Here is a 24,380-nt window from a genome sequence, read left to right as displayed (position 1 = left end):
AGGCGACTCGTCTCAGTGCTAAGAAATTCCAGACATTGAATCAGAGCCGCTCATACATTTCACTCATACTCATGAAGTCGTACGGGAAGCTAAGTCAGGCCTAGTTTCGCCTCTGGCTGTGTGACCCGTGTTTTACAGCCGGAAGTGAGTGAAGATGAAGTTGTCACTGATTGTTTTTATTGCCTGTTTTGCAGGCGCTGCCTGCTCTTCTCAGAGCCCGGGGTTGTACGCACAGCAAGAGCGATATGTGCAGCAAAGTTGCTATGATCACACGATTGCTGATAACTACGCCGACAGTTTTGCTCTGTTTTTGTCGGAGCGGAAGCAAGAGTTGAGCGTCCTGAAACCCGAACTGACCTCAGAGAATTACCAGCAGTTACACACGGCTTTAAATCATTTTGCAGACTACTGGAAAACCCTGAATCAAGAGCGGGACATCGCTTGTGAACGCCAGGCAGCTTGTGAGTTCATGCAATTAAAGTCGCCTGAGATTCAAAGTGCAGATGCACACCTGTGTGATGGTTCAGAGTTTATGTACAGTGTGAGCCGGGCGAAAATTATTTCCTTTTTCAGCGATATTGAAAGGTTGCAATTACAGCGCACCGACTTTTGATGTGACACTGTCACAAACTTGGGTGGGTTCACTGATCGGCAGAGGGGCTTTACCCGTGTTTCCATAAGTTGTGGTATCATGGTCAAAAAATATTTTCCGGGAGGCCTTCCTGCAGCCCGGAAAGCTGGTTTAGAATTAGGAAAAACATGCCGAGTTTTACTGTAAGCTGCCCGCATTGCCAAGAGGCAGTGACCTTGCAGCCCGCTTCTTTGTCAAATACTGTATCTTGCCCGCATTGTTCCAAAGCAGTTTTAGATGGCAGACCCGTAGAAGGTGACAGTTACAACTTTGCAGCACTGATTCAAAGCCCCAAACCTGTGGTTGCAATTTTTTGGGGGAACAACTGTGCGCCCTGTCAGGCATTTAAACCTGTGGTTGATCAAGTCGCCCAGCAAAAGAAGCAATATCGGTTTGTCAGAGTGAATGTGAATCAGCATCCGGCCCTGGCAAAACGGTATCAGGTGAGAGGGGTGCCGACCGTTCTGATTTTCCGGAAAGGGCGGCAACAAGCGGTTTTGAATACAGCTTTACGTAAACCTGCATTTTTGAAGTGGCTGGCAGAAGTGCTCGGATAAGCGCAGAAGCGCAGTGGCTGAACAGATTCATCAAACCGTCATGCTGACATGATTGACTCATGATTCGCAGACATCACTATCAACACAATGAAGAAAATGAGGAGGAATTTATGGCGACTTGCCGTAAAGTTAGTAAGGAACGTCTGGCACTGAAAATGTCTCTTGCCGGTACAGTTGTCCTTGCCACCCTGGGTATTGGTTACGGACTGTATGTTGGATCGAGTGCGATCCTGCTCGACGGTATGTTCTCATTCCTGAGTATGGGTATGACAGGCTTAAGTCTGTATACCGCCTACCTGGTCTCAAGACCGGATGATAACCAATTCCAGTTTGGTTATGCCCACATCGAACCTTTGATCAATGTCGTCAATGGCTTGCTCATCTTGGTAACCTGTTTGTTTGCACTGGCGAGTGGTGTGCAAACCATTGTCAACGGTGGCCATGAAGTTGTGCTGGAACATGCGATGGTTTATGCAGTTTTATCAACTGTTTGCTGTTTTGGTATCTATTTCACGGAAACCCACATTGCCCGGAAGGAAGACTCCGAACTTGTTCGGGTTGACTCTCAGGAATGGTTGGTCGATGGCATCTTGAGTGCTGCAATTTTAGTTGGCTTTATGCTGGTGATGGTGTTCGACGCTTTCGGTTATTCACACTGGAATGCTTATGTCGACCCGATTCTGGTTTCAGCCATGGCCATTGCAGCGTCGGTCTTACCGATTAAGGTACTCCGTCGTAATTTGCGAGAGGTGCTGCTGGTTGCGCCGCAGGATAAAGTTCAGTCACGCGTAGACAGCGTGATCGAAGAGCTATCCAAGCAATACCGTTTTGATGATTACACGCATCATTTTGCAAAGACGGGGCGTCAGTATGACCTGGAGGTTAATATTCTGGTGAAAGATGACCGGTACTGGACAACGAAACGTCAGGATAAAATCCGTCAGCTTTTATGGGATAGACTTCAGGGAGAGCTGGGGGATACCTGGTTGTCAGTGACATTCACTGGTCAAAAACGCTGGTTGTAATCCAGTTCCAGCGACATTCCCAGAACAAAATACGGCCATTCTGGCCGTATTTTTTATTAGTTTTTTTTATGTTGATTTCAAAGAATCATAAGGCAAATAGTGCTGGTACTTTGTTGAAAAAAAGAGCAAAATACGCAGGTCTAAAGTAAGCCAACGGTTAATCATTGGTAGAAGTCGAGTTAAAAACCTGATTCCTGCATTTTACTGAGTAACTTTTTGATACTGAGCACCTTTTCGCAGTAAGTTTTTAACTGAACTTTACCCAACCGAGGGTTGGACAGCACTGTTTGCTGTCGATTTTAGCTGTAACTGACGCTGAATGAACCGGCCAGTTGGCCTGAATGATAATCCGGATTGGGGAAAAGTGATGTTTGAGACACTATTGGTCATGGCATTTATTGTCGGCGGGCTTGTGACTATTCTGAAGGAAAAGAAAACCTGCAAAAATATCAACTACTCAAGTAAATCACTGTAAGCTGAACGATCCCCATTCGGGAGTTGGCGAGTCCCCAAGATTGATTGGGCAAGATTTGACGAGAAAAGGTGCCTGAGGGCACCTTTTTTAATGTATGGCTTCCAGGGATATGTTCCGGCGTTCGAATATCCCCTCCTTGTGCAACATCTTCCTTACTACGACCTTGTCTCCCAGATAGCCAATCCTGCTAGTCGTTCCGTTCAGGTCGACTGAACTATAGTGTTAGAGATGTAATCGTAAGACATTTATATCGAACAAATATAAATCTTAATGATAAATGGCTTGTGTTGTTTATGTAACGAGACGTTTTCGATATTATTGTCATGAATGCAAACATTTACTTTCTATACACATAAAGGATAAGTCGAGATGGCAGCTAGTTCTCGAAAAACAACAAAGGGAGAACTGACCCGACAAAAAATAATCGACGCGACACTCGCGTTGATTGCGAGCACTGGATTGAATAGTTTGTCACACCGCAGCATTGCGAATGCTGCTCAGGTGCGGTTATCACTGACCAGTTATTATTTTGAAAGTATGGATCACCTGATTCTGTGTGCTTTCGAAGAATTTGCTCGTCGTGAATTGAAGCAAATTCAATGGATTCGGGAACAGGTCGATGACATTCTTCAGCCTATCGTTGCTCTTGGGGAAGGCAGCGATAGAGGGGCCTGCGTTCAGCAACTGACTGATTTACTGACGCAATATATTCTGACTGAGTTAACGGATGAAAGCCGGCGGAAGCAACTGATTATCCGATGTCACTTTTTGTTTTCACTCGGTCAGTCTGAAGCCTTGATTCAGCGGATTAGTGACTATAAAGCGGAGGTGTTAAGCCTGATCAAAGCCACTGCGGAAATGATTGGCAGCCCTTCACCTGAAGTGGATGCGAATTTAGTCGTGTTCACGTTCAGGGAATTTGAATTTTCATTGGTAAGTGGGGATAAAAACTTCAATCAGGAGATTGTTTCTCAAACACTCAATCGCTTATTGTCGACGCTGATTGTGACCAATGCTGGTGAAGCCATTCAACACACTCATGTTTGATGTTAAATCGAAACACTGATCAATTGCCCGGTGCTGCCGGGCAATTGCTTCTCTGGGAAACCTGAAATCAGGCCTGTGATTTTTCCTGCCATTCATCCCGCAACTGACGAATCGCTGTCGAGCATGCTTTCCAGGCAGCAGTCTGCGTAAGAGACTGATCCGGTGATGCAGGTGATTTGAGCAACGCATTTAAAGCGGGCACCTGGGTTTGTGGCAACGCTTCCAGCGCTTGAATAGCACCAGCACGGTTATTACACAACATCACCATATCGCATCCAGCCTGAAGTGAGGCTTTGGCACGATCGCTATAACTGCCCAACACATCTGCACCTTTCATATTCAGATCATCGGAGAATACAACACCTTTGAAGTTTAATTCTTGGCGAAGTACATCTTTGAGCCAGAACTCAGAGCCGCTGGCTGGCTGGTTATCGAATTCAGGATAGATCACATGGGCTGGCATCATGGCATCCAGTAAGTTTCTTTCAATCAGAGATTGGAATACGGTCATATCATGTGACATGATTGTCTGTCGCTCATCGACCGGCGTTTCATGATGCGAATCGGCAATGACACCCCCATGGCCCGGAAAATGCTTGCCTGTCGCTGCCATGCCCGCAGATTTCATGCCCTGAATAAACTCGCCCGCATACTGAGCGATCGTCTGAGGCTGTTCTGAAAATGCGCGGTCGCCAATGGCTTTACAGTCAAAGCCAATATCGAGGACCGGAGCCAGACTCAGATCAATATCCATCGACAACAATTCTGCGGCCATTAGCCATCCACCATCTTTGGCAAGCTGCAATCCGTTGTGGGTTTGTGCGAATGCTTTCGCTGGGGGGAGCAAAGTAAATCCGTCGCGGAAACGCTGTACACGACCGCCTTCCTGATCAACCGCAATCAAAATGGGACGTTTTGCTGCCTGACGAATGGATTGGGTCAGGGCGAAGAGTTGTTCTTTGTCGTGATAGTTACGGGCGAAGAAAATGATCCCGCCGACAGTCGGGTGTTGCAGAATTTCGCGTTCTTCTGCATCAAGCTCGTAGCCTGATACATCAAGCATTAATGGGCCCATTTGGCACTCCAATACAACCGCTGGATTAGTCCGTTGATGAAGCTGATAAATTATCACAACAAGTCAGCTGTCAAAACCGTGTTGGGCAAGACTTCGCAGGAAGATGACAATATTTTGTGTGATCTTGTTCACTCATGAAAACACTATGTTTCATTAATTGCATTGTAAGTGTGATCAATATCAGTGAAATGTTCAGGGACAATCTCTACACTGCTTTTTTGTGGGTGTTGCGCACCCGAGCTGAAAACACTGAGGACGCATCATGTCAGTATTGATTGCTATTGCCATTACCACAGGTATTCTTTCAGGGCTTTGGGGGTGGATCGCTGTCTCACTGGGTCTGTTGAGCTGGGCTGGGTTTCTGGGATGTACGACTTACTTTGCTTCGCCGCAAGACGGCCTGAAAGGGGTCGGACTTAGCCTTGCAACGAATTTAAGCGGTGTTGCCTGGGCAATGATGATTATTCATGGTTCTGAATGGATCGGAATTGAAGTGTTCGGTTATGTGATGACAGCGCTGGTTTCTTTCTTGATGTGTGTCCAGGCAAAGCGTCAATGGCTGAGCTTTATTCCGGGAACTTTTATTGGCTGTTGCGCCACTTTCGCAGCAAATGGTCACTGGCAACTTGTAATCCCATCGCTGATTTTAGGCGTTTGTTTTGGCTATGCCATGAAAACCTCAGGACTTTGGCTGCAAGCAAAAAGCCAGAAAACAGCAGCACCAGTCGTGCATTCAGCAGCTGCTGTTTCTGGTAAATCCTCTTCATAAAGGTTTCTGTATTCAAGAAGGTTGAGTACGACATGCCTCAGAAAGCGGGAATCAGCTCGCCTTCGTGTTGTTTGCAAAGCTGAATCAGTGATTCAGGAGCCAAACCTTTTTCAATCAGCACACAAATTCGGACAGACTGGTTTAACAGCTGTCCGGCCTTTTCTGTTAACAGCTCGGCGGTCACATGGGCTCTGTCGGCATCCCGTCTGCAAAGATCAATGAATGCTGACTGACTGTGTTCGTTGGTATACAGCACCATTTCTGCCTGTTGCATGAAACGCAGTGCTTTTAAAGGCAGCATCTCCACATCATCGCCGGTTTCAATCACGCAGACACTGCCGACATGGTGTACTTTCTGATCGAGTAGCTGTGTAAAAGCAGCTTCAAGCGTGGCTTCAGACTGGGCATTCTCGACCTGAGGCAAGCGGAAGAATTGTTCCCAGAAATGTCGTCGTTCATCAACCGTTTGATAATAGGATTTCAGCCGCTCTCTTTGTTTTCCTGCGTAGTCTGCAAGCAGGGAGAGATTCTGAGCAAGTTGTGTTTCGAGTTTTTCCCGAAGGTAGCGCACCAAGACCGGAGACGCGCCACCACTGGAAATCGCAACCTGGATCGGAGAGCGGTCAATGATTGAAGGCGTGATAAAGTCGCAGTGTGCCGGATCATCAACGGCATTCACCCAGAGCTTTTTTTGCTGTGCATCGTGAAAAATTCGTTTGTTCAGTTCACGGTCATCGGTTGTCGTCCAGACTTGGTAAAACCCGTTCAGAATTGATGGCTGATAGGACTCAGCACGCCAGTGGATTTTTTCCTGGCTCGCCAGTTTTTGCAATGCAGGGTGAATGCGTGGCGAAACCAGAGTGACGTCCGCGCCGGCGCGCAACAGTAAGTCCACTTTGCGGCAGGCGACATCGCCGCCGCCAATCACCAGAACGGGTTTATGTGCCAATCGGGTAAAAACAGGAAAGTAATCCATGAATGCATCCTTGCAGTGAATAGCCTGTCGACATTACCCTGATGGTTCTGGCGATTCAAGCCCCAGTATGTGTCTGACTGTTATCGTAATAAAAGTGTGCAGTCTTTCGCGAATCTCTGCTATTCCTACAGCAAGTGGATCGTGAGTCGACTCGCAGAAAATTGCAATTGGTGAAGTGAGGGAATTATGACAAATGACAAGGCTCTGTCATCAGTCGTCACAGTAGAGTGGCTGCTGGAAAATCTGAAAACGGAACATGTAGTGACGGTGGATGCCAGCTGGTTGATGCCGGGCAGCGGACGTGACCCCAAAGCCGAGTGGCAGGAACAACGCATTCCGGGTGCAGTGTTCTTCGATTTTGATCAGGAGATCTGCGACAAGCAGTCTCATTTACCTCATATGTTGCCGGATGAGTCGCAATTTTCCCGCCAGGTTTCAGCGTTGGGGATCAGTAATCATCATCATGTTGTCGTTTATGATTCTCAGGGATTGTTTTCAGCGCCGCGAGTCTGGTGGATGTTTAAGGCCATGGGACATGATGCCGTTGCAGTACTCAATGGCGGGTTACCGGCCTGGATTCAGAACGAGGGTCCGCTTGAAACGGGTCAGCCTCAATTCAGGGAGCCCGGACAGTATCAGGCAACCTTTCAACCGGATTGGGTGACGAATGCATCATCGCTGATTGGACATTTGGAAGACCCACAAATCGTCGTTTTAGATGCGCGCCCTGCTGCTCGTTTTTACGGCCAGCAACCCGAGCCGCGAGAAGGGATTCGCAGTGGTCATATGCCCAATGCGAAAAGTTTACCCTTTGGTCAGTTGGTGAAAAACAATCAGTTGTTGTCGCCACAATTGCTGAAACAACGCTTTGATGCCATTTCAGATGAAGAACAGCAGTTAATCTTCAGTTGTGGTTCCGGGGTGACGGCCTGCATTCTGGCCTTGGCGGCAGATGTTGCCGGACGGAAAAAACTGACAGTTTACGATGGCTCCTGGACGGAGTGGGGCGCCGGGATGAAATATCCTGTGGTGTCGTGAGTTTCTCAGTGATTCGGGATAGAGAAGTTCAGGATGTCTTGCCTGAGTGTATCTCAGGCAAGATGATTGAAGCCGTGTATGAGATGCCGGACACCGGTTATTGATGAACCACGGGAATATAACCGCGCTGATGCATGAATGCCTGGCCCTGCTGCGAGATGACAAAATTCAGAAAATCACGACCTTCATCCGTCAGTTTCTTGGTTTTGTACAGCATAATGAAAGGGCGGGAGATCAGATAGTCGCCAGATTCCAGATTTTCCAGTGTTGGCGGCACCCCTTCAAACGCTAGCGCTTTGACTGATTCATCCAGCGAACCCAGCGACAGATATCCCAAGGCATGCCGATTTCGGGCGACCAGACTCTTCACCATCCCATTGGTATTGACGACCAGCACCTTTGCATTGATGTCGGAGACTGTTTTGTCGCCGATGGTGCGGGTTAATCCCATAAATTCTTCAAAAGAGAACCGGGAGCCGGATGCATTTTCACGGCTGACCACAGCAATGGGTAAGTCCGGCCCACCGACTGCCTTCCAGTTGCTGATTTTGCCCTGATAGATCGCGATGATCTGATTTCTGGTGAGCGAACTGACCGGGTTGTTTTTGTTTACCACCAGTGCAATGCCATCGTGCGCAATCATTGTGGTTGAAATGTCTGAGCCGATTTCATCTTCTTTGAGAAATCGGGAGCTCATGCCCAGTTCAGATGCGTTTTGTTTGACCGCAGATATCCCGGCAGATGAGCCGGTGCCCTGAACGGCAACCAGAGTGCTGGGATGGTTTTGCTGATAGGTCTCAGCCATGACTTCCAGAATATGACTGACTGAGGTTGAACCAGAGACAGTGACCGTTTTGGCATATGCCTGAATGGGAATAAGAGTGATAAGGGCCATTAAGGAGGCCAGACGGTACAGCATAGCGTCGCTCCATCAAAAGTGATAAAGCGACATGATATGACGAAGTTATGACATTAATGTGAACGAAAATTGTGCGACTGCCGGATCGGCTGTATCTTCTTCAGACCCGGCTTTTCTGCTCTTTCTCTTCGTACATGGCCGTATCGGCTTTTGCCAGCAGCATATCCGGGTCGCTGAGGTTTCCCGGATGAAAAGGTACGAGACCAACGCTGATCCCCAGATGGAAGGTTTCGCGAAGCTCGCGTGTTTTTTCTAAGATCTGATCGAGCCATTCTTGACAAAGTGTTTGATCTTCGCTGGGAAGCAGGACGATGAATTCATCACCACCAATGCGGTAAATCTGGCTTCCGGTTGGCGAATGGCGGAAAAGAATATGGGCCATTTCAATCAGGACCAGGTCACCCTGATGGTGTCCCATGCGATCATTGACCTGCTTAAAATTATCAATATCGATATAAGCCATCATGCCGCGGTTCAGGTTGATCGCCATATTATCGAAGCGTCTGAACAAAGAGCGGCGATTCTGCAAACCGGTGAGATCATCCTGAAGGGCCTGGCGGCTGAGTTCCAGCTCCAGTTCACGGGATTTGGCTATCTGAACTTTCAATCGTTCAACCAGCTCGTGGCGCTGATCTAAAATTTTGATGAAACAAAAGCAGAGCAGAAAGACACCGATGTTTGAAAAAATGTTATCAGCCCGAACCAGCAGCCAGTAGGTTGCCAGTTCGGGTATCTCATCCAGTAAATCGGCAATCACACCCAGCCCGTAAGTTGAAGCAGACAGGATCAACAGAAACTTCATTTCTTTACCTGCAACCTCACGCACCAGCAAAAAAATCAGTGCTAGCGTCAGGCTGGAGGTAATCGTTTCCAGATTCCCCTTCATTGGAATAAAGGTCGTTGCCAGAACCACAAAACAGACAAATATTGTCAATCCGGTCGGCAGTTGAGAGATTTTTTTCATAATTGAGTGAAATGTTAACACGGTGAACCAAAGGGAGGTAGCTCTTATCCAGTACTTTCGTGAGTTGGAGCCCGCAACTGAGATTTTCACTGAAATGGATTACATTTGAGTCCGCCTGATTACTCGATTGATATCAGAAATGAAATCATTGTTTTCTTACTACTGATAAACACCATTGTTTGATATATCTGTTTTGTAACAAAATATGTGATTTAACAAGGTTGTAACAATTATTTATTTCCGGCTATTCTGAGGTTATAGCAGGTGCTACTCAATTGAGCACCTTCATCTCCTGCAGTGTTTTTAGCCTTGAGGAACAGAATACGATGCTATCCATGGCAGCCAATACGCCCCCCAATAAAGCGCTGCTTGCTGAGCGGGTCAATAAACTGATTCATGCACTCTCGAATGGTGTGTATGAACGGGAACACACATTGCGTTTATGTCTTTTGTCTGCGCTGGCAGGAGAAAGTGTGTTCTTGCTTGGTCCCCCAGGGATTGCCAAGAGTTTGATTGCGAAACGTTTGATCGAAGCCTTTGATGGCAGCCGATTCTTTGATTATCTGATGACACGCTTTTCGACGCCGGAAGAAGTGTTCGGGCCTTTATCGATTCAGGAACTGAAAGACCACGGGAAGTATGTGCGTTTGGTTGACGGTTACCTGCCGACAGCAGAAGTTGTCTTTCTGGATGAAATCTGGAAAGCAGGTCCGGCGATTCTGAATACATTGCTGACTGTTGTGAATGAACGAACTTTCAAGAACGGTCAGGAAACCCTCCATGTGCCTATGCGCTTACTAATTACGGCATCGAACGAATTGCCGGATGAAGACAGTGGCCTGGAAGCTTTGTATGACCGGATGCTGGTGCGTGTGTTTGTCAACCGGATTCAGGAAAAACAGAACTTTAAAGCGATGCTGATGGGCGAAGGGCCAGAGATGGCACAAATTCCGGATGCATTGAAAATCAAAGCCGATGAGTATCAGCAATGGCAGTTATTCATTGACCATGTTGAGCTGGATGAAGCCACCTTCGAAACCATTTACCAATTGAAATCCATGATCGAAGAGAAGGTGGAATCCGGGCAGAGTCACGAGCTGTATATCTCGGATCGTCGCTGGAAAAAGTCATTGCGCTTATTGAAAGCCAGTGCATTTTTTAATGGCCGGGACAGCATCAACCCATTGGATTTACTCTTGTTGCAGGAATGTCTCTGGCACAGTCCGGAATCTCGGCAGGAGATCCGTGAGATCCTGCGCGATTTTGCCTCGAATACCGTGTTTGGACAGCAGGCGGCAACCCAGCAGGCGGATACCGCACAACATCAGATCGAAGAAGTGCACCAGGAAGTGGCCAGCAAACTGAGTATGGTTTTTGGTCACGATACCCTGATGGGAAAAGAAAGATATAAATACGATTTCACCAGCGCGAAGCGCTACACCGTCAATAACAATCCAAAGATGATCAAGCTGGTCATGTTGCAACACAACCCTTCGGTAAACGAGCAGGAAACAGGCGATAGCCGCTGGGTTTATGTCGACGGGGATGAGTTTGAGAAAAAAATCAAAACCGGGCAGTGCGATATCTATGGATTTGTAAACAAAAACACCCATCTGTGCCGGTTGCATTTTGAAATCGATGCCAGTGATCGACTGGTCATCAAAGATATTGCCAGCAGGAATGTACTGGTCGGCATTGCAGGCGATTATGGGGTGAGTCAGGAGCAACTCGCGGGCTGGCAGCAGAAAGTACAGCAAGCGACAGATGCCATTAATGAAGCAGCCCATTTACTGAAACTCGCTCGAAGCCGTTTTCATGGCGCATTGCCGCATAACTTTGTCGACCCAGAGTTTCCGGTTCTGATTGAACAAAGCCTCGCGACGGCCAGTGAAGAAATTCAGTCGATTCAACGGCATCTGGATAAAAGTGCCATGCGTTTAACCCGGCTGACAGAATACTTTGCGTAAGGGGGCAGGCCGATGGCAGTGACGGAAGGAATTAACCTCGCGCTGATGCTCACAGAATCTGGGATCATTGAAAATGCGGTGAATGAACTCATGACGCGTCCGCAGCTGATGATGGCTGCGGAATCCAGCCCCGGGATCAAATCTTCCATGAAACATCAGGTGCAAAAATGGCGGGGATATGTGCAGCATCGAATTGCTAAAGTGGATGTTGCCGACAGATTCAATCAGGAGCTGACGCTGTATCAGACCGTTCGCCAATGGTCCTCTGACGAATTTATGGAGAACGCAGAACAGGTGGTCAGAGATCTTGAATCTACATCTGGATTTTATTTTAAAGCCCGCAAATTGTTGGATCATGACCAGAAAAAACACAATCCAATGTTTCACAGTTATTTCTGTCATCAGTGGTATGAGCATCTGGAGAGGGCGCTTAAAGATGCACAGAAATCCGAGCTGGAGCATCATAAAGAAGCATTGCTGAAAGATTTATATCAGCGTATCGAAACCATGCAGCAAATGGAAAAGGTGGATGAAGCCGGGGACGAAAAGCGCGCTGGCAGACTGTGGGATATGGCGAAAGCGAAACTCACCCGTACTGACGTTGAACGGATGAAATCAATCGCGAAGTTTCTCCAGAAGAACAGTGATTTACAGGAGATTTCAGATCGTCTGGGACGGATGGCGAATGAAGTGGATGATCCGAATCAGGCTCGTGTTGAGAGTGAAGAACTCAAGATGGTGGAAGAGAAGAGTGACAGTGTCACCGATGATATCGTCGGTGTCCACCCGAGTGATGACCTGGCCCGACTGCTCCCGAATGAAGCGATGTTTCTGGCTTACCCGGAACTGGAAGTTGTGTTTTATAAACATCTGGTCGATAAACGGCTGATGAATTATCGGATGCAAGGCGCGAGTCGCAAGCTCCGGAAGGTCAAAGCCTATAAGACGCAAAGTAAACAGGTTGAGCAGGACAAAGGACCTTTCATTGTCTGTATTGATGCATCCGGTTCAATGTCAGGCTACCCCGAACAGTGTGCTAAGGCATTGGCCTACGGCTTGATGCAGATTGCGCTGGCTGACGAAAGAGATTGTTATGTCATGCTGTTTTCAACCCAGCATATCACCTACGAGCTGACCAAACAGGATGGCTTGAGCGAAGTGCTGAACTTTTTGTCTTACTCTTTCCATGGCGGTACGGATCTGGCCCCGGTGCTCGATCAATCCATTGAACTGATGGGGAGTGAGCAATACAAAAATGCTGATTTGATCGTGCTGTCCGACTTTATTGCGCCGTCACAGTCTCCGGAAATGCAGGCGAAAATTGCCACCCTGAAAGCTCAGAAAAATCGCTTCCATGCCGTGTGTCTGTCCCGTTACGGGAATCCGGCTTTAATGGATATGTTCGACACCTGCTGGTCGCATCATCCATCTGCTCTGGGACGGCTATTGTCTCGCCGGGCTTCCTGAATGAGTGAAACGGGGCAAATCATGACGCCGTTTCTGCTTCACACACAGCTGAATTTTTTTGTGCGCTATGCTTAAGGAGAACAAACTCTAATCAGTCGAAGCTGATGATTTTCCTGTCGGCTTTGGCAACTCTGCCTCTGGGGAGCAAGCGTAATGAAGCTGTTTTCCTTTTTGATCCTTTTGCTGATGTTACTCGTACCGCTGAAGACCTATGCGGATGATGTCTGGGTTGTTGCTGTTCAGGGTGGGATCGGTCCAGCGGTCAGCGACTTTGTTTCCCGTGAAATTGAAAGTGCGCAGGAAGCGCAGGCGAAACTGGTTGTTCTGAAAATGGACACACCGGGGGGGCTGGATACCTCCATGCGGGAAATCATCCGGGCAATTACAACCTCTTCCATTCCCATCGCAACCTGGGTTGGCCCTGCGGGCTCCCGGGCAGCCAGCGCAGGCACCTATATTCTTTATGCAAGCCATATTGCCGCCATGGCACCCGGTACAAATCTGGGCGCTGCAACCCCTGTGTCGTTGACGGGCTCCGGTGGTGGCAAGCCGGATAATCCATTTGAGCAGGAAAAGGAACAACCCGGTAAAGATGAATCTGCTGCACAAGATGAAGACCGTGATACAGGCGCTCAGGATGCCGTGAAAGCAGAAACAGCGATGGAAAAGAAAGTCATTAACGATGCAGCAGCCTATATCGTCAGTCTGGCAAAGCTGCATGGACGGAACGAAGTCTGGGCAGAGCGTGCTGTGCGAGAAGCGGCCAGCCTGGATGCCGAAGAAGCCAGCAAAGAAAACGTGATCGATTTTCTTGCAACGGACATTGATGATCTGATCCGGCAAGCCGACGGCAGGACTGTGCTGATCAATGGTCTTCAACAGACATTGACGCTGCAAAATGTCGCCTACGTTGAACGCGAGCAGGATTGGCGTTTCAAGCTGCTGGCCGTGATTACCAACCCCAACGTTGCCTATATCCTGATGCTGATTGGGATCTATGGGCTATTGCTGGAATTTTATAATCCAGGCGTCGGTCTGCCGGGTGTGCTGGGCGGGATATGTCTGTTGCTGGCCATGTATTCCCTGCAATTGCTGCCTGTCAGTTATGCCGGACTGGGCCTGATTATTTTGGGGATCATCCTGATGGTCGCAGAAGCTTTCAGCCCGAGCTTCGGCATCCTGGGTTTTGGCGGCATTGTGGCTTTCGTGATCGGTTCTGTCATGCTGATGGATACGGAAGTGCCCGGCTATCAGATTGCCCTGCCGCTGATTATTGGACTGACCGTGACCTCGGCACTGTTCACTTTTGTCATTCTGAGTCTGCTGTTGAAATCCCGGCGAAAACCCGTGACGACAGGCGTCGAGATGCTTGCCCACGATGAAGGTCGTGTGGTGAGTGGCTTTCCCGGTAAGGGGCGGGTGCTGGTCGAAGGGGAAATCTGGCAGGCCAGATGCGATGCACCGTTGGGAATTGGTCAGACGGTAGTGATCAAGCGGGTCGATGGACTCTGTTTATATGTTGAAGCCAAAGAGAAGGAATAACCTATGCTGACTTACTCACTGGCCACCATTATCGTTCTGGTGATCGCACTGATCATCAGCATGTTCCGAGTGCTGCGTGAATATGAACGTGCTGTGGTGTTTTTATTGGGGCGTTTTTATGAGGTCAAAGGACCGGGCCTGATCATTATTATTCCGATTGTTCAGCAAATGGTTCGGGTTGATTTACGAACCATTGTTCTGGATGTCCCGACCCAGGATTTAATCACCCGGGATAATGTTTCTGTCAAAGTAAATGCTGTGGTTTATTTTCGGGTTATTGATCCCAAAATGGCGATTAATAATGTCGAAAATTATCTTGAAGCAACCAGTCAGCTATCCCAAACCACGTTGCGTTCGGTGCTCGGGCAGCATGAGCTGGATGAGTTACTCTCTGCACGGGAGGAATTAAATCAAGACTTACAATCGATTCTCGACATGCATACGGATAATTGGGGCATTAAAGTAGCCAATGTCGAGATCAAGCATGTGGATCTGGATGATAGTATGGTGCGTGCGCTGGCGCGTCAGGCAGAAGCAGAGCGTGCCCGGCGGGCAAAAGTCATTCATGCTACCGGGGAGCTGGAGGCTTCGAAAAAGCTGATGGAAGCGGCAGAAGTGTTGAACAAAGCGCCGAATGCAGTGCAGCTTCGTTATTTACAAACTTTAACTGAAATCGCCAATGACAGAACCAGCACGATTGTATTTCCGTTGCCAATTGACTTAATTGATAAAGTAAAAAGTACTACTTCGCCGCTCAAAAAAGATCCAAGTCACGGCGATAAATAAGCAGGATATATGCCATGAAAGAGAAAATGATGAAAAGGAGTTCGATTTTTTCGCCTGAATGAAGAAAAATCAGGGGTTGAGCGAAGAACTGTTTTTTTAAGTTATTCCTTACAAATGAACGATTGAAATTAGACTTCAGATTGTTATGATTTCCGACGCATAGAGTTGATGAGACTATTATGTATTCAAATAAAAACGAGTAAGGAATAACAATGAAGAAAGTAATCGCAGCAGCAGTATTCGCAGGTATGATGCCATTCTCCCAAGCGATGGCTGATGAAGACATCGGTTGTGGTCTGGGTTCTATGGTTTTTGCTGGCCAGGAAGGTAAAGTATTTAAAGTTCTGGGCGCGACAACAAACGGCACCTCTGGTAACCAAACCTTTGGTATTACCTTCGGTACGCTGGGTTGTGATGGCGACAGCGAAATCTCTTCTAAAGAGAAACTGGCTATGTTCATCGACGGTAACATGGACAACCTGGCTCGCGACATGGCACGCGGCGAAGGTGAAACGCTGGCAACTCTGACTGACGTTTGGGGCATGAGCGACGAAGCGAAAGCTGAGTTCAACACGATGGCTCGTGACAACTATGCGTCAATCTTCGCTTCTGAGAACGTGACTTCTTCAAACGTTCTGGCGAACCTGAACACGATGGTTGCTGAGCAAAACAAGCTGGCAGCATACTCACTGTAATTGAAACACAGTGATTTGCCTGGATACAGCGCCTGATGGCGCTGTATCTGTTTAGAGGGCATGGTAAGCATGCCTCCAAATATTGAATTGAAGTCCCGTTATCTTCCATGAAGTTCTGGTATACGCTGTTTCCTCTCACTGTCTTCAGTCAAGCTGCATTCGCTTATTCGCAGCAAGACATTCAGCTCCTGTCCGAATCTGATTACTGGCACACGCTTGGCCATTACCAGCAAGGCATGACAGGCTCATATCAGAGTCTGGTCGACTCTGAAGCATTCTTTATCAGTGAACAGGGAAAAAATAATCCGTTTGCTGAACTCACAGCAACTGTCGCAGGTTTTGAACAAGAAGCTGAAACGTTGAATGGGCAGCCGGCTGATGACAGTCTGAGCTGTCGCTATCCGGCACGTTTCCACTGGCTCAATGACAAATTAAACGCAAACTGGCCACAGCCGGTTTGTCCACAGCAAACGGTCTGGAAACAGACACTCAATCCGAAAGGGTTAACGCTGGTCTTTCCGACGGCCTTTATGAATAGCCCTTCTTCGATGTTCGGGCATACCTTGCTGCGTGTCGATGCCAAAGATCAGACGCGCCATCGCGAGCTGGTGGCTTTTGCAATCAATTTTGCTGCGACACCCGAGGCGGATGACAACGCCTTTTTGTATGCTGCGAAAGGCATGTTCGGGCAGTATCCGGGAACCTTTACCGTGATGCCGTACTATCGGAAAGTTCGCGAGTATAACGATCTGGAATCCAGAGACATCTGGGAATATGTGATTGATCTGAAAGAAGATGAAGTTCAGCAGGTTCTGCGGCATCTGTGGGAAATGAATGGGGTCGAATTCGATTACTATTTCATTGATGAAAACTGTTCCTATCAGTTGCTGGCTTTGCTCGAAGCGGGCCGGGAAGGGCTGGATTTAACCTCTGGGTTTGATCTGCAGGCGATTCCCTCTGAAACGGTCAAAGTTCTGAAAGAGCAAGGATTGATCAAGGCGCCTGAATATCGCGCATCTTTCGGAACACGGTTGATGCACTATGCTGCTCAGTTAGATGATCAGCAACTGCAGGCCGCTCGAGATGCAATGGCGGGCCAGTATCCGGAGACGGGAACACTGGCGGAACGCGCCGCGACGCTCGAAATGGCTTATGAATGGATGAACTTTGAGTTCTACGATCAAGCCTTACCCCGCGAAGAATATGCGCCGAAGCTGCAACAACTGCTGCTGGCGAGAAGCAAGTTAAAAACGTCTTCGCCTTTTTCTGAGCCGGTGAGACCGTCGAAATCACCGGAAGAAGGGCATGGCTCGTCTCGCTTTGGGCTGGGATATCGCTACAGTAACCATCATGAAGATCAGGCCTTGCTTGAGTATCGCATTGCGTATCATGATTTACTCGACAATGCCGGCGGCTATATTCCGGGTGCTCAGATCAGTTTTTTTGATCTGCAGTTGGGCATTGACCAATCGGGCGATGTCGATCTGAATCAGTTTTATTTCATTGATGCGATGTCACTGGCGCCTGATTACCGTGTCTTTGATTCGCTTTCCTGGAATATCCGTGTGGGTTATGACAGGCAGCCGGGTCGGACTGAATTGAACGGTCGGTATTTTGTGCAGGGTGGTTATGGTAAATCCTGGGGTGATGCCAACCGTCTCCATGCTTATTCCCTGGTGTCGACTGAGCTAAATTATTTTGACGCTCAGGGAGAGAATCTGAATCTTGGGATGGGGCTTGAATCCGGCGTAGTCTGGCAGGCAAGTGATGTACATAAACTGGCTTTGTCCGGGCAGGGGTTGTATCAATGGGATCAAATGCGCTGGCGGACTGAAGCAAAAGCCAGCTGGCATTGGGCGCTGAATCCACAGTTCGGACTCAGAACTGAAGCTGGGTATCATCAGTGGCAGACGGATGAATTTTCATCCATGTTGCGATTGTTTATGTACCTGTAAGGCTCTGACTGAATGAATTCCTGCGCGGGTTCGCAAGGGTTGGCGCGGGGATTGAATTCGTTATCGTGAGGTCATGCCAGTATTGGGCTCTTTATCATGACGAGAGAATTTTTTTGCTACCATGAATGCAAGAATATCTATATCCTTGGCGCCGGATCTTTTCTGAACCCTGTTTAACATACGTTCTGCACTTTTGACCAACACCGTTTTAGAACGTTTTTTCGTTAAATATTGGGAACTAACACTTATGCTCATTGCATCAATTGCCATCTTGTTTGGGTTTGCACTTTTAGTCTGGAGTGCGGATCGGTTTGTCGACGGCGCAGCGGCCAGTGCGGGTCATTTTGGGATGCCTCCCTTATTGATCGGTATGGTGGTTGTCGGGTTTGGTACTTCAGCACCAGAAATGGTGGTTTCGGCCATGGCGTCTCTGGATGGCAATCCGGAGTTGGCACTGGGGAATGCACTGGGTTCAAACATCGTTAATATTGGTCTGATTCTTGGTATCACGGCGGTCATCGCCCCAATTGCAGTACAGTCCAAAATCATCCGGAAGGAATTACCTTTACTGATCCTTATCAGTCTTTTTGCAGGGCTGTTGTTGTGGGATGGACAGTTAACCCGCATCGAAGCGCTGGTCTTGCTGGCAGGCTTTTTCGGTTTGATTGGCTGGTCGATTTATTCAGGTCTGAAAGGGAAAGGAGATGCCCTGGAAGCTGAAACGGAGTCTGAATTGCAAGCGAACGACATGCCGCTGAAAAACGCATTGATGTGGTTGATTGTTGGCTTGGTGCTGCTGGTCGTCAGTTCCCGCATTCTGGTTTGGGGCGCTGTGACCATTGCGCAATCACTGGGCGTCAGCGATCTGATTATCGGTCTGACCATTGTCGCTCTTGGAACATCATTGCCTGAACTGGCTGCATCTGTTGCGGCGGCACGTAAAGGTGAACACGATATTGCTATTGGTAACGTGGTGGGCTCGAATATGTTCAATATTCTGGCCGTGATTGGTATTGCCGGCACGATTTCACCGATGAGCAGTATCGGGATGGAAGTGATTTACCGTGACTGGCTGGTAATGATGGGACTGACGGTCGCACTGGTCGTGATGTGTCTAGGCTTCCGCGGTCCGGGTCGAATCAATCGGTTTGAAGGTGGATTACTCCTGCTGGCGATCTCTGCATATAACTTATTTTTAATCAGTACGATTACCGGCTGATTATTTCAAGCGACAAAATGGGAATGGCTGCACTGGCCATTCCCGTACAATCCCCGCACCGAATACCCTTCATTAAAAAGTGATCTTACTTCTGATTGTTTGCCATTTTTTGCGCATGATTACCTCAAACTGAGAGCCCGCTGAGGTATACACAATTTATTCATCATCTTAATTATCATCATTTATAAAGTCGTCCATTATGTCTACGGATAATTTGCGAATTGAATAAAGCAAATATCTCTTTTGCGAATCATTTTTGAAAACAATCCGTTTGAGAGAAAAGGACGTAATTCTATGCGTAAAACCCTGATCCATACCGCGGTTGTCCTTGGGCTCGGAAGCCCGATGACTGCATTTGCGGTTGATTGTACGACACTACCCAACTGGAGCTCTGAGTCGGCTTATCCAGGTGGCAGTCAAATTCAACATCTCAATATTGCTTATCAATCGAACTGGTGGAATCAGGGGAAAGACCCGGTCCAGTATGCTGATCCCTATGAAGCATGGTCCTCACTGGGTGCGTGTGATTCACAGGGGGGCAATCAGCCCCCGTCAGTGTCGCTGACGTCTCCTTTAAATCAGGCACAGTTTGGGACCAATGAAGTCATTACTCTGGCGGCAAATGCTTCCGACAGTGACGGCCAGATTGTGGATGTAACTTTCCAGATTGATGGTGGTGTTGTCGGTGTTGATGAAACCGCACCTTATGAAATCAGCTGGACGACCCTTACCGGGTCGCATACGGTGACTGCGATAGCAACCGACAATCAGGGGGCTAGTCAGTCACAATCGGTGTCGATTACGGTGACCGCTGACGGCAATAATCAACCACCATCCGTGAGTCTGACTTACCCGACGGCCAGCACACAACTCTCTGAAGGTGACACTGTCACGATGATGGCTGATGCCTCGGATCAGGATGGTACGGTGACTTCAGTTGAATTCTACGTGGATGATTTGCTGGTTGGTACAGCAAACGCTGCGCCTTTCGATACGGCGTGGTCAGCCACCGCAGGAACGCATATCTTTCAATCCAAAGCGATCGATGATGCTGGGGCAGTGACCTGGAGTTCTGCTCTGACGCTGGCAGTTGCCGGGAGTGATGCAGGCGGTGGTTGCGCTGGTGTCCCTGTGTATCAGGCCGGTACAGCTTATCAGGCGGGTGATCAGGTTCAGAACGCAAATCAGAAATATCGGTGTGATGTCGCGGGCTGGTGTTCGTCAGATTCAGCCTGGGCGTATGAGCCGGGAACCGGATTGTACTGGACCGATGCATGGACGGATCAAGGCGTGTGTGCCGTTGTGCCAACCGTAAACTTTACGGCTCCGGCAGACCATGCGGTCGTGCTTTCCGGTGACACCGTCACTTTGGCCGTTGATGCAACTGATGCGGATGGCAGCGTAACACAAGTTGAATTCTTTGCGGCGGGTCAGAGTCTGGGGACAGACACGGCTGCACCTTATACCACGAGCTGGACTGCGGCGGGTGCTGGAGATGTCAGTCTGTCTGCGGTTGCGACAGATAATGAAGGCAACACAGGGCAGGCAGGTGTGCTGGTGAGTGTCAGTGAGCAGCCACTGGTTGTGACGCTGACGTCACCAACATCAGGTACCACAGTCGGTTTAGGGAAATCTGTTTCTGTTTCGGCAGATGCGGCATCGCTGAACAGCACGGTCAGCCAGGTGGCGTTCCTGGTCAATGGGGCAGTTATGGCGACAGACACCACAGCGCCTTATCGTGTGGACTGGACGCCGGGCGCGGTCGGCAATTATACCGTGTTTGCACAAGTGACGGATGCAACCGGACTCAGTGCGAACTCTTCAGCTGCCACGGTCAAAGTACTGGCACAGTCTGTAAAACGCCACCAACTGATCGGTTACTGGCATAACTTCGTGAATGGCGCAGGTTGTCCGATAAACCTCAGTGAGATGTCTGATGCCTGGGATGTCATCGACATTGCTTTTGCTGAAAATGACCGCAGCAGTAATGGTACCGTGCATTTCAATCTCTACAGTGGCGACATTCACAGTGCTTGTCCTGCATTGGACCCGCAAAAATTCAAGCAGGATATGGCCGCACTTCAGGCACAGGGCAAGAAGTTTGTGCTGTCGCTGGGCGGTGCTGAAGGAACCATTACACTCAATACAGATACAGATGAAGCAAACTTTGTCAGCAGTCTGACCAGCATCGTGCAGGAATGGGGGTTTGACGGATTAGATATCGATCTCGAAAGTGGCTCGAATCTGGTCCACGGATCTCAGATTCAGGCCCGTTTACCGCGCGCGCTGAAACAGATTGAAGTCAATATGGGTGGTGATATGTACCTGACCATGGCACCGGAACATCCTTATGTTCAGGGCGGTATGGTGGCTTACTCAGGTATCTGGGGCGCATACATTCCTTTGATTGATCAACTGCGCGACACACTGGATCTGCTGCATGTACAGCTGTACAACAACGGTGGATTGCCAAATCCATATACAACGGGTGCAGCGCCGGAAGGCTCGGTCGACATGATGGTGGCTCAATCGAAGATGCTGATTGAAGGCTTCACGCTGGCCAACGGCCAACAGTTTGCACCGCTGCGTGATGATCAGGTTGCCATTGGGTTACCTTCTGGCCCGAGTTCTGCAAACTCTGGTCAGGCACCGACCCAGAATATTTTGGATGCGCTGGACTGTCTGACTCAGGGAACTCACTGTGGCAGTGTCGTCCCGGCATTCAATTATCCGAATTATGGCGGTGTCATGACCTGGTCCATCAACTGGGATAAACATGACGGTTATAACTTCTCGGGTCCGGTTGGCGCGAAGCTGGATGCAATGAACGCGCAATAACTTTGGAAAAATAGTCAAAGTGACAAAACGGGCTGTTTTCACAGCCCGTTTCTTTAGGTTGGTATTACGGATAATTGATCATGCTTCAATAGGGTTTGATGTCACTGACGAAACCCTTTGGTTTGAGTGCCAGAATGGAACACTGTGTGTTCTGAACAATATCCTCTGCCGTGTTTCCCATAATAAAACCGGGGATGCCCGTCCGGGCGACGGTGCCCATCACCAGCAACTCAACGCCTTCCTGAGCGATGGTTGCCGGAATACATTGCTCCGGCAGTCCTTTCGGATGGCACGCTTTGAGCTCACCCTGAATCCCCGATTGTGCCAAGAGTGCCTGGAACCGCTCGATATGGCGGGTTTCAGTTGCTTGAATCGATGCCTGAAGCTCAGCGTCAGGGACATGAATGAACGGGTTGCTGGCAATTTCATCATAAGGGAAATCCCAGCAGGAAATCACAATCAGCTTTTGATCACACGCGTTGGATAACTGACGTGCGGTCTGAAGTAATTCAATATCCAGATCCGTCTCGTACTGTGTATCATTTTCGGCGTCAATGGCGACGGCAACATGCACCTTATTTTGCGCGTGAGCAATCGGTCTGCACAGCCAGACCGGACAGGGACACTGGCGCAGCAATTCCATATCGATGGCTTTCAGTCCAATGCCGGGCTGGGCCAGTTCGGCCTGTTTGATGACCAAATCATAGCCTTCACGAATCACGTGCTGTATGACCAGTGTTGACGGGGTTGGACTGCTTGCGGTGTGAATGGTCGGAATCACGGGGGGTGTTTTGGCGGGTAACTGGCTTTTAGCCTCGGTCAACGCTTCATTGATTTTATGGACTAATGCCTGTTCCCAGTCGGTTTGATATCCCCCCAGTGTTTCGGGCAGCGCAGGGTAAACAATCAGAACGGTCAATTGACTCTGATATGCCTCTGCAAGACTGAGCGCCTGTTGCAGTCCTTGTGTTTCATCCTGAATCCCATCGCTGATATAAAGCATATTCCTGAAACTGCGCATGGTGAACACTCCCCGTTGAATCCTATATTGATTCAATCCTAGTCGAGAATCTGGCGGACAGTTTCCTTCGGATACTGACTGTCGTTCTTCAGACATAAAAAATGAAAACTAACTACTTCTGGTTATAACGAATCCTGCTTTCTTAGTGAGAAAGGGTATTTTTAACTTGGCCGCGTCCTCACAATAATAACGACTGTGTCAGAACAACTGAGAAGTAAATGAAATGGAAAACAAAGTTGTGTGGGTGGGAATCGTGATGGCATTGACACTCAGTTCGCTGCTGACGACTGGCGTTATCAGTGCAGGGTTGAGCCTGCTGGCATTCTCGCTGTTGTTTACATTGATCGCCCGAAAAGCCTGGGGCAAAAACGCGCAAACCGAGACGCAGCAGACTTCTTCCTCTTCAGATCAGTCGCATTACTGAACACCCGTCCCGCTGAGGATCGCCAGCAGCGATCCGGCACTGATCACTGTCCACAGAATCCCGCCTAATATGAGCGGTTTTGCACCCGCAGCGCGGAGTTTCTGCACCGTAATCCCCGCACCGATCAAAAACAGGCAGACAACCAGCACACGCTTGGAGAATGCAAAGATTTCCTGATAGATCAAACTGAACTGCGGCAGCCAGTGGGCGGTTAATATCGCGACACAGTAAAACACGATAAATAGCGGGATTGTGATTTTTCTCTCTTTTCCGCTGAACATCAATGCACTGAGAAAAGCCAGCGGAATAATCCACAATGCACGCGCCAGTTTGAGCGTCGTTGCTGTTTTCAGCGCTTCATCACCATAAGCCCCGGCAGCGCCCACTACAGAAGAGGTGTCGTGAATGGCGATCGCCGCCCACAGACCGAATTCATGCTGTGATAAGTCCAGCAAATGTCCGATGGTCGGAAATAGGAACAGGGCAATCGCATTGAGAATAAACACAGTGGCTAAAGCCAGTGATGTCTGATGGCTGTTCGCCTGAATGGCCGGGGATACCGCTGCAATAGCGCTGCCGCCACAGATTGCTGTACCTGACGCAATCAGGTGTCCTGTTTTCGGATCCAGACTGAACCATCTGGTCAGTAAGGTGCCCATCAGTAAAGTGACGACAATGGATGCGATAATCAGTCCGAGTCCGGACTGGCTGGCTTCGATGGCGACATCGAGCTGGATACCGAATCCTAATCCGACAATGGCCGTTGAAAGCAGTTTTTTGGTCAGTGCCGCCACTGGAAAGTCGGTGGGTACCAGCCCGAGTGTCGCCAGTGAAAAGCCCAGAATTAAAGCCACGGGGGAATTCACCACAGGCAACAGGCAAGCGACAGCACAGAGCCAGAATAGTGGATAACGAATCAACTGATGTTTGATGGCAGCAGGTTGGAACGACATTCTTTGAAAACAGGCAGAAAATGATGGCAGCAGTATA

The 24,380-nt window shown here is 48.8% G+C and carries 21 protein-coding genes; 15 read left to right on the top strand and 6 right to left on the bottom strand.

Annotation, left to right across the window (positions count from 1 at the left end; all coding sequences use genetic code 11):
- The first annotated feature begins 154 nt into the window (after window positions 1-154).
- The 4 genes from Q4579_RS12525 to Q4579_RS12510 all read left to right on the top strand — a co-directional run bounded on the left by Q4579_RS12525 (window position 155) and on the right by Q4579_RS12510 (window position 3,735).
- Window positions 155-613 (top strand): hypothetical protein, encoded by a 459-nt coding sequence (locus Q4579_RS12525; RefSeq protein WP_303564675.1) that lies wholly within the window; start codon window positions 155-157, stop codon window positions 611-613.
- Between the two features lie 146 nt (window positions 614-759).
- Complete coding sequence (locus Q4579_RS12520; protein WP_303564674.1) at window positions 760-1,188, top strand: thioredoxin domain-containing protein; 429 nt, start codon at window positions 760-762, stop codon at window positions 1,186-1,188.
- Between the two features lie 110 nt (window positions 1,189-1,298).
- Entirely contained in the window at window positions 1,299-2,213 is a 915-nt protein-coding gene (locus Q4579_RS12515; RefSeq protein WP_211651680.1) for a cation diffusion facilitator family transporter, read from the top strand.
- A gap of 844 nt (window positions 2,214-3,057) precedes the next feature.
- Entirely contained in the window at window positions 3,058-3,735 is a 678-nt protein-coding gene (locus tag Q4579_RS12510) for a TetR/AcrR family transcriptional regulator (RefSeq protein ID WP_303564673.1), read from the top strand.
- 67 nt (window positions 3,736-3,802) lie between these two features.
- On the opposite strand, the gene nagZ is transcribed toward Q4579_RS12510, so the two are convergent.
- On the bottom strand, window positions 3,803-4,810 hold the full coding sequence (nagZ, locus tag Q4579_RS12505; RefSeq protein WP_303564672.1) for a beta-N-acetylhexosaminidase: 1,008 nt from the start codon (window positions 4,808-4,810) through the stop codon (window positions 3,803-3,805).
- Window positions 4,811-5,072: 262 nt separating this feature from the next.
- Here nagZ and Q4579_RS12500 point away from each other — a divergent pair, with 262 nt between their 5' ends.
- Complete coding sequence (locus Q4579_RS12500; protein ID WP_303564671.1) at window positions 5,073-5,579, top strand: DUF1097 domain-containing protein; 507 nt, start codon at window positions 5,073-5,075, stop codon at window positions 5,577-5,579.
- Between the two features lie 37 nt (window positions 5,580-5,616).
- Here the strand turns inward: Q4579_RS12500 and Q4579_RS12495 are convergent, their stop codons facing one another.
- The gene (locus Q4579_RS12495) at window positions 5,617-6,555 is read right to left on the bottom strand and encodes a bifunctional precorrin-2 dehydrogenase/sirohydrochlorin ferrochelatase (RefSeq protein WP_303564669.1); all 939 of its coding nucleotides are present in this window, start codon (window positions 6,553-6,555) and stop codon (window positions 5,617-5,619) included.
- Between the two features lie 186 nt (window positions 6,556-6,741).
- On the opposite strand from Q4579_RS12495, the gene Q4579_RS12490 reads away from it, so the two are divergent.
- Window positions 6,742-7,593 carry a sulfurtransferase gene (locus Q4579_RS12490; RefSeq protein WP_303564667.1) on the top strand — a complete coding sequence of 284 codons (852 nt, stop codon included), beginning with the start codon at window positions 6,742-6,744 and terminating at the stop codon, window positions 7,591-7,593.
- A gap of 97 nt (window positions 7,594-7,690) precedes the next feature.
- On the opposite strand, the gene Q4579_RS12485 is transcribed toward Q4579_RS12490, so the two are convergent.
- Together Q4579_RS12485 and Q4579_RS12480 are read right to left on the bottom strand one after the other, a co-directional pair.
- A complete protein-coding gene (locus Q4579_RS12485; RefSeq protein WP_303564666.1) occupies window positions 7,691-8,512 on the bottom strand; it encodes a phosphate ABC transporter substrate-binding protein in 822 nt (273 codons plus the stop codon).
- 100 nt (window positions 8,513-8,612) lie between these two features.
- Window positions 8,613-9,476: a GGDEF domain-containing protein gene (locus Q4579_RS12480; RefSeq protein WP_303564665.1), complete on the bottom strand. Its 864-nt coding sequence runs from the start codon at window positions 9,474-9,476 to the stop codon at window positions 8,613-8,615.
- Window positions 9,477-9,802: 326 nt separating this feature from the next.
- On the opposite strand from Q4579_RS12480, the gene Q4579_RS12475 reads away from it, so the two are divergent.
- The 8 genes from Q4579_RS12475 to Q4579_RS12440 all read left to right on the top strand — a co-directional run bounded on the left by Q4579_RS12475 (window position 9,803) and on the right by Q4579_RS12440 (window position 21,945).
- On the top strand, window positions 9,803-11,443 hold the full coding sequence (locus Q4579_RS12475) for an ATPase RavA domain-containing protein (protein WP_303564663.1): 1,641 nt from the start codon (window positions 9,803-9,805) through the stop codon (window positions 11,441-11,443).
- Window positions 11,444-11,455: 12 nt separating this feature from the next.
- The gene (gene viaA, locus Q4579_RS12470) at window positions 11,456-12,910 is read left to right on the top strand and encodes an ATPase RavA stimulator ViaA (RefSeq protein ID WP_303564661.1); all 1,455 of its coding nucleotides are present in this window, start codon (window positions 11,456-11,458) and stop codon (window positions 12,908-12,910) included.
- 153 nt (window positions 12,911-13,063) lie between these two features.
- A complete protein-coding gene (locus Q4579_RS12465; protein ID WP_303564660.1) occupies window positions 13,064-14,452 on the top strand; it encodes a nodulation protein NfeD in 1,389 nt (462 codons plus the stop codon).
- Window positions 14,453-14,455: 3 nt separating this feature from the next.
- Window positions 14,456-15,238, top strand: coding sequence for a slipin family protein (locus Q4579_RS12460; protein ID WP_303564659.1), 783 nt, complete (start codon window positions 14,456-14,458; stop codon window positions 15,236-15,238).
- A 212-nt stretch (window positions 15,239-15,450) separates the two neighbouring features.
- Complete coding sequence (locus Q4579_RS12455; protein ID WP_303564658.1) at window positions 15,451-15,933, top strand: DUF3015 family protein; 483 nt, start codon at window positions 15,451-15,453, stop codon at window positions 15,931-15,933.
- A 107-nt stretch (window positions 15,934-16,040) separates the two neighbouring features.
- On the top strand, window positions 16,041-17,888 hold the full coding sequence (locus Q4579_RS12450) for a DUF4105 domain-containing protein (protein ID WP_303564656.1): 1,848 nt from the start codon (window positions 16,041-16,043) through the stop codon (window positions 17,886-17,888).
- A gap of 247 nt (window positions 17,889-18,135) precedes the next feature.
- Window positions 18,136-19,107 (top strand): calcium/sodium antiporter, encoded by a 972-nt coding sequence (locus tag Q4579_RS12445; protein WP_303564654.1) that lies wholly within the window; start codon window positions 18,136-18,138, stop codon window positions 19,105-19,107.
- A gap of 294 nt (window positions 19,108-19,401) precedes the next feature.
- Window positions 19,402-21,945, top strand: coding sequence for an Ig-like domain-containing protein (locus Q4579_RS12440; protein ID WP_303564653.1), 2,544 nt, complete (start codon window positions 19,402-19,404; stop codon window positions 21,943-21,945).
- Between the two features lie 85 nt (window positions 21,946-22,030).
- On the opposite strand, the gene Q4579_RS12435 is transcribed toward Q4579_RS12440, so the two are convergent.
- Entirely contained in the window at window positions 22,031-22,966 is a 936-nt protein-coding gene (locus tag Q4579_RS12435; protein WP_303564651.1) for a universal stress protein, read from the bottom strand.
- Between the two features lie 223 nt (window positions 22,967-23,189).
- Between Q4579_RS12435 and Q4579_RS12430 the strand changes: the two genes are divergently transcribed.
- The gene (locus Q4579_RS12430) at window positions 23,190-23,390 is read left to right on the top strand and encodes a hypothetical protein (protein ID WP_303564649.1); all 201 of its coding nucleotides are present in this window, start codon (window positions 23,190-23,192) and stop codon (window positions 23,388-23,390) included.
- Here the strand turns inward: Q4579_RS12430 and Q4579_RS12425 are convergent.
- Window positions 23,384-24,343: a YeiH family protein gene (locus Q4579_RS12425; protein WP_303564648.1), complete on the bottom strand. Its 960-nt coding sequence runs from the start codon at window positions 24,341-24,343 to the stop codon at window positions 23,384-23,386. The two genes, Q4579_RS12430 and Q4579_RS12425, sit on opposite strands and share 7 nt — an antisense overlap.
- Window positions 24,344-24,380: the final 37 nt, after the last annotated feature.

Origin of the sequence: Photobacterium sp. 1_MG-2023, from assembly GCF_030547945.1 — a bacterium.
Lineage (GTDB): Bacteria > Pseudomonadota > Gammaproteobacteria > Enterobacterales > Vibrionaceae > Photobacterium.
This window is presented reverse-complemented; position numbering and strand designations above follow the sequence as displayed.

Bases quoted from the DNA above. Each gene is read 5' to 3' on its own strand.
- Q4579_RS12525 (WP_303564675.1), top strand. From the start codon at position 155: ATGAAGTTGTCACTGATTGTTTTTATTGCCTGTTTTGCAGGCGCTGCC.
- Q4579_RS12520 (WP_303564674.1), top strand. From the start codon at position 760: ATGCCGAGTTTTACTGTAAGCTGCCCGCATTGCCAAGAGGCAGTGACC.
- Q4579_RS12515 (WP_211651680.1), top strand. From the start codon at position 1,299: ATGGCGACTTGCCGTAAAGTTAGTAAGGAACGTCTGGCACTGAAAATG.
- Q4579_RS12510 (WP_303564673.1), top strand. From the start codon at position 3,058: ATGGCAGCTAGTTCTCGAAAAACAACAAAGGGAGAACTGACCCGACAA.
- nagZ (WP_303564672.1), bottom strand. From the start codon at position 4,810: ATGGGCCCATTAATGCTTGATGTATCAGGCTACGAGCTTGATGCAGAA.
- Q4579_RS12500 (WP_303564671.1), top strand. From the start codon at position 5,073: ATGTCAGTATTGATTGCTATTGCCATTACCACAGGTATTCTTTCAGGG.
- Q4579_RS12495 (WP_303564669.1), bottom strand. From the start codon at position 6,555: ATGGATTACTTTCCTGTTTTTACCCGATTGGCACATAAACCCGTTCTG.
- Q4579_RS12490 (WP_303564667.1), top strand. From the start codon at position 6,742: ATGACAAATGACAAGGCTCTGTCATCAGTCGTCACAGTAGAGTGGCTG.
- Q4579_RS12485 (WP_303564666.1), bottom strand. From the start codon at position 8,512: ATGCTGTACCGTCTGGCCTCCTTAATGGCCCTTATCACTCTTATTCCC.
- Q4579_RS12480 (WP_303564665.1), bottom strand. From the start codon at position 9,476: ATGAAAAAAATCTCTCAACTGCCGACCGGATTGACAATATTTGTCTGT.
- Q4579_RS12475 (WP_303564663.1), top strand. From the start codon at position 9,803: ATGCTATCCATGGCAGCCAATACGCCCCCCAATAAAGCGCTGCTTGCT.
- viaA (WP_303564661.1), top strand. From the start codon at position 11,456: ATGGCAGTGACGGAAGGAATTAACCTCGCGCTGATGCTCACAGAATCT.
- Q4579_RS12465 (WP_303564660.1), top strand. From the start codon at position 13,064: ATGAAGCTGTTTTCCTTTTTGATCCTTTTGCTGATGTTACTCGTACCG.
- Q4579_RS12460 (WP_303564659.1), top strand. From the start codon at position 14,456: ATGCTGACTTACTCACTGGCCACCATTATCGTTCTGGTGATCGCACTG.
- Q4579_RS12455 (WP_303564658.1), top strand. From the start codon at position 15,451: ATGAAGAAAGTAATCGCAGCAGCAGTATTCGCAGGTATGATGCCATTC.
- Q4579_RS12450 (WP_303564656.1), top strand. From the start codon at position 16,041: ATGAAGTTCTGGTATACGCTGTTTCCTCTCACTGTCTTCAGTCAAGCT.
- Q4579_RS12445 (WP_303564654.1), top strand. From the start codon at position 18,136: ATGCTCATTGCATCAATTGCCATCTTGTTTGGGTTTGCACTTTTAGTC.
- Q4579_RS12440 (WP_303564653.1), top strand. From the start codon at position 19,402: ATGCGTAAAACCCTGATCCATACCGCGGTTGTCCTTGGGCTCGGAAGC.
- Q4579_RS12435 (WP_303564651.1), bottom strand. From the start codon at position 22,966: ATGCGCAGTTTCAGGAATATGCTTTATATCAGCGATGGGATTCAGGAT.
- Q4579_RS12430 (WP_303564649.1), top strand. From the start codon at position 23,190: ATGGAAAACAAAGTTGTGTGGGTGGGAATCGTGATGGCATTGACACTC.
- Q4579_RS12425 (WP_303564648.1), bottom strand. From the start codon at position 24,343: ATGTCGTTCCAACCTGCTGCCATCAAACATCAGTTGATTCGTTATCCA.